Consider the following 3,390-nt stretch of genomic DNA (forward strand, 5'->3'; position numbering starts at 1 on the left):
GACTCAGCCGCTGCCCAGACATACCCTTCGCCATCGGGCAGATACATTTCGCGCAGTGCGAGCAACAACGCACCGCCCGGAAACTCGGATTCGTTACGGTAGCGCCATTCTGCGTAGAGGTCCGCATTGGTACTGAATTCGATTTTTGCCGATGGATCCTCAACTTCGATCAGCGCTGCAACACGGGTTCCCGCAGGCAACTCTTCCAGACGGCGCGCGATGGCGGGCAGCGCGGTTTCATCGCCTATAAGAAGATGCCAGTCGAACCCCGTGGGAATGGTAAACGAACCGCGTGGGCCGCCAATGCCAAGGTACTGACCCACGTCTGCTTGTCTGGCCCAGGTCGCGGCGGGTCCTGCCTCGTGCAACGCGAATTCGATATCCAGTTCCCGGGCCTCACGATCAAAACGGCGCGGCGTGAAGTCGCGTGCGATCGGTCGCGGCTGGTTTTCGGCGAAGACGGGACCATTGGGGCCGGCCGTCGGGACCACGGGTTTTTCTTCGCCGGGAGCCGGGAAGAAGACCTTGATGTGATCATCGAACGATGCAGATTCGAAGTCCTGGAGATCTTCGCCGCCCATAGTGACGCGCAGGAGATGCGGTGTTACCAGATGAACCCGCTTGACTTGAAGCAGGCGGAATTTGAGTGCATGGCGAACGCGCACGACCGCCAGATCGGGTCTGTTTTGCATACTGTCTTTCCTTGATCGTTATGTGGATTTCAAGCCGGATCACTCGTCGCCTTGCCTTCGATTTCGGCCGTGGCGCGTACGAGAATGGCGGCGATGCGGCGCTGTTCGGCGATGGTGGCTTCGGTTCGCATCAGCAGTGCATGCTTTAGCGCACGGCGTGCCTGGATGTATTCCGGCAGCCAGGTGTTGTCGCCGTCGCCGTTTTCGTCGGAAGTTTCGCCAGCGAACGCGCGGCGCACTGAATCCATCTTGCGAGCAAAATGACTGAGTTTCGCGAACATGATGTCGACGCGTTCCCGGTTGGCCGTCAGATGCTCGCGACCCGGTTCCGCTAGCGCATAACGCTTGCGGTTGCCTTCCAGTTCGACGGTCGCGTAACCGAGTTCTTCAAGATAGGTCAGCGCCGGATACACCATGCCCGGACTCGGCGTGTAGAAACCGTTCGACCGGACTTCGAGCGCCTTGATCAGCTCGTAGCCGTGGCGCGGCTGCTCGGCGAGCAGAGCGAGCAGCAGGAGCTGAAGGTCGTCGGACGTGAATTTGCGACCGCGCGGCATGCCGTCTTCGCCGCCACCGAAGCCGCCAGGGCCGCCGCCGAATCCACCGCGGCCGCCGAATCCATCATGACCACCGCGGCCGGATCCACCCAGGCCGTCATGGCCGCCGCGGCCGCCGAAACGGTCTTCGCCGTGATGACGGTGATGGTGGCGGCTCATTGCGTGCCAGAGGGAATGCAGGGCTGAACGGCCGTCGAAAGCCGCCGAATCGTGTGTGTGAAAGGGATGTCGTTTCATCGAGAAACTCCGTAGGTATCGTAAAACACATCTTAAGATATATATCTTAAGATACGAAGTCAACGTGTTTTTTTGTTTTTCTGCTCGGCGAAACCATGCATTGCTTAGGTTTGGGAGCCTCATAACCTTACGAGAATTGAATAATTCTCAAGGTGGATGCGCGTCGCTACTCTGGACGCTGATTTCGTCCACGAGGTTCATGTATATGGTTGGTTCCGAGTTTTTTGCCGCGAGGCGCCGCACGTTGCGTGTGTTGGCAGCCGCGCCCGCGCTCGCTGCAATCGGCGGGTTTGCATCTGGTTCAGCGAGGGCTGCGAATGCCGCGCTGTCTTCTGTCACGCTCGTCCTGGGCGATCAGGCGGGCGGCACGCGCGCACTCGCCGAGGCGGCAAGAGTGCTCGATGGCACGCCGTACGCGTTCAAATGGGCCAATTTCCAGGGCGCCGCGCCGTTGTTCGAGGCGCAGCGTGCCGGCGCGGTCGATATCGCTCCGGCGGGAGACCTGCCCGTGCTGGCGGCGGCCGTGGGCGATCCGACGCTCAAGATCGTCGCGACGCGCGTCGGTTCCGGATCGCAACTCGGCATTCTCGTGCCGGCAAATTCGAAGCTGCGCAGCGTCGCGGATCTCAAGGGCCGCACGGTGTTCGTATCGTCGGCGCGCGGCAGCATTTCGCAGTTCCAGCTTTACGGCGCGCTCGCCGAGGCGGGGCTCACGCGCAACGATGTATCGGTGAGATTCGTGTTGCCGGTCGATGCGTTCACCGCGTTTGCATCGGGGAGCATTGACGTATGGGCGACCTTCGACCCGTACTTCGGCACAGCCGTGCAGCATGGTGCGCGCGTACTGCGCGACGGCACGGGCATCAATAGTGGCTTGGGATTTATCACGGCGTCGGGCGAGGCCGCAGCGAATCCTTTGAAGCGGCTTGCAATAGCCGATGTGCTGCAGCGGTTCCAGCGCGCGGGCGATTGGGCGATTGCCAATCCGGACGAATACGCGCGGGTGTATGCATCGCTGACCCGTCTTCCGCTCGATGCAGCCAGGACGATTACCGCACGATCCGCGCTGAAGCAGCGGTTCGTTGCGGACAACGATATCGCGGCGTTGCAGAAAGTGGCGGACAGCGCGTTTCGCGATGCGATCCTGCCGAGGCGGATCGATGTGCGGACAATCGCCGATACGCAGATTGCAAAAGCTTGAGGCAGGCAAGAGCGCGTGGACGGCGAGAGGGTCGGCCATCCACGCGGTGTTTTGTTCAATCCAACAAGTCGGGTTCCGCTTCAACCAGCCCTTCATACAAGCTCTGGAACGAGAACAGAGCACCGCCGGGGCGTCCCACGCGCTCGTGCGTCAACGCGGCGACATCGTGTGGAATGGGTTGGGGCGTGCCGGCCGCCTCTGCGAGCAATTGTGTGTGGCACGCGTTATCGAGCGCGAGATACCACCATGCTGCAGCTTCCACGGTCGGACCGGCAGTCAGGATGCCGTGGTTCTTCAGGATCACCGCTTTGCTCGTGCCGAGTGCATCGGCAATGCGGGCGCCTTCCCTGGTGTCGAGCACGACGCCCTGGAAATCATCGAATAGTTCGTGATCCTGATAGAACGAGCACGAGTCCTGTGTCAGCGGATCGAGCTTGCGGCCAAGCGTCGACCAAGCCTTGCCGTAGAGCGAATGCGTGTGGGCCGCTGCAACGATATCCGGGCGCGCTTCATGAATTGCCGCATGAATGGCAAAGGCGGCCTGATTGACGGGCCCCTTGCCAACGACGATCTCGCCTTCGCTGTTCACGAGCAGCAAGTCGGAAACTCGCATGCGTGAAAAGTGCCGGCCAAGCGGATTGACCCAGAAGTGATCGGTCCATTCGGGGTCGCGGGCGGAGATGTGGCCGGCGAGACCCTGGTC

Annotated in this window: 4 protein-coding genes; 1 reads left to right on the forward strand and 3 read right to left on the reverse strand. The window is 61.3% G+C overall.

The genetic code is table 11. The features are described 5' to 3' along the window. Positions 1-692: siderophore-interacting protein (locus ACFFAR_RS28525; protein ID WP_174364930.1), on the reverse strand; the 692-nt coding region annotated here is incomplete at its 3' end. Positions 693-721: 29 nt separating this feature from the next. Then, positions 722-1,486: a PadR family transcriptional regulator gene (locus tag ACFFAR_RS28530; protein WP_075360158.1), complete on the reverse strand. Its 765-nt coding sequence runs from the start codon at positions 1,484-1,486 to the stop codon at positions 722-724. A 199-nt stretch (positions 1,487-1,685) separates the two neighbouring features. Between ACFFAR_RS28530 and ACFFAR_RS28535 the strand changes: the two genes are divergently transcribed. Next, a complete protein-coding gene (locus tag ACFFAR_RS28535) occupies positions 1,686-2,687 on the forward strand; it encodes an ABC transporter substrate-binding protein (protein WP_236873680.1) in 1,002 nt (333 codons plus the stop codon). 55 nt (positions 2,688-2,742) lie between these two features. On the opposite strand, the gene ACFFAR_RS28540 is transcribed toward ACFFAR_RS28535, so the two are convergent. Then, the coding region (locus ACFFAR_RS28540; protein WP_375508937.1) for a class II aldolase/adducin family protein at positions 2,743-3,390 on the reverse strand (648 nt) is incomplete at its 5' end.

Origin of the sequence: uncultured Caballeronia sp., from assembly GCF_964243625.1 — a bacterium.
GTDB lineage: Bacteria > Pseudomonadota > Gammaproteobacteria > Burkholderiales > Burkholderiaceae > Caballeronia.